This window comes from Alcanivorax sp. HI0044 (assembly GCF_001634945.1).
This window is the reverse complement of the sequence record NZ_LWEZ01000190.1, coordinates 1-1,003: the sequence shown is the minus strand read 5'-3', so window position 1 is coordinate 1,003 and position 1,003 is coordinate 1. Positions and strand designations below refer to the sequence as shown.

The 1,003-nt window shown below is 56.4% G+C and carries 1 protein-coding gene; it reads left to right on the top strand.

Annotated features, from left to right (window positions below):
- The first annotated feature begins 156 nt into the window (after positions 1–156).
- On the top strand, positions 157–492 hold the full coding sequence (locus tag A3730_RS02250; RefSeq protein WP_156496839.1) for a hypothetical protein: 336 nt from the start codon (positions 157–159) through the stop codon (positions 490–492).
- Positions 493–1,003: the final 511 nt, after the last annotated feature.

The following is a 1,003-nucleotide window of genomic DNA, read 5'->3' as shown; positions in this document are numbered from 1 at the left end:
TGTCGTATTCATGAGATTTCCGTGGCGGATGCCCTGGGCGAGGTTGCGCCTGCGCCCTTGCCGGTAAAGGACTTTCAGCTTCAGTAAGCGTTTTCGATCCGCCTCGCTATGTTATCTCCATAAGCCGGATGGGCCGGCGTGAAGAGGGGAAGCAACATGAAAAAGTGGATGGGGTTTTCAGTATTGATTGTGGCGTTGCAAACCGCGCCGGTGGTGGTGGCGGCGAATGAAGTCTGTGCGGGGCCGTTCACGCGTCCGGCCTACAGTGAGGTGCTGGGCGCCTTCGAATCGGACAATGCCCCCAAATTGCGTTGCCCGCAGGGCACGACGCCCATTCAGGCGGGCACCTCGGCATACCCGAATTACTTGATGGGCTATATGAAGAGCGAGCCGCTGGGGAACGGCAAGGTCCGTAAAACGCTGGATTCCATTGACTATGAATGCCTGTGCTCGTCCGGCCGCAAAACCGGCTCTGCCACCTATTCTCAGTAGTCCCTTTGTCCGTCAGCATGATGCCCTGATTGCGTTCGATCAGGGCATCATGCTGATATCAAAGCGCAACAAAAAGCCTCCACACTGTTGCGGTTTGTGCATGGCGGCTAACCGGGAAAAGTCGTGCAATGGAAAGGGCAGGGATTGTTGATCCCGTAACAAACACAACAGGGAAGGGAATCGTGATGGGTAAATTAGTCGGCATCTTTATCGCCATGCTGTTCGCCAGTGTCGCCAGCGCCAACGGGGCATTAGGGAGCCTCTGAATAACTCCTTGCGTACTCAGCGTGGCCTGAAGGGTGCAGCTGTTGTGTTTTGCCGCAACGGTCAGGGTGGCTCCCTTTCCTAGCGACAAAGCGCAGCAGATGTGCCCTTCAGGCCGCGCCCTCCGGGTCTTCCAGGCTGGCCCGCACTCGTTGTTGCGCTTTTTCGACAGGCAACCAGCATGCCATCAAAATCGCGCCTAGATTGCGAGCCAGCCTGAAAGACTGAGCATGCAAGGAGTTATTCA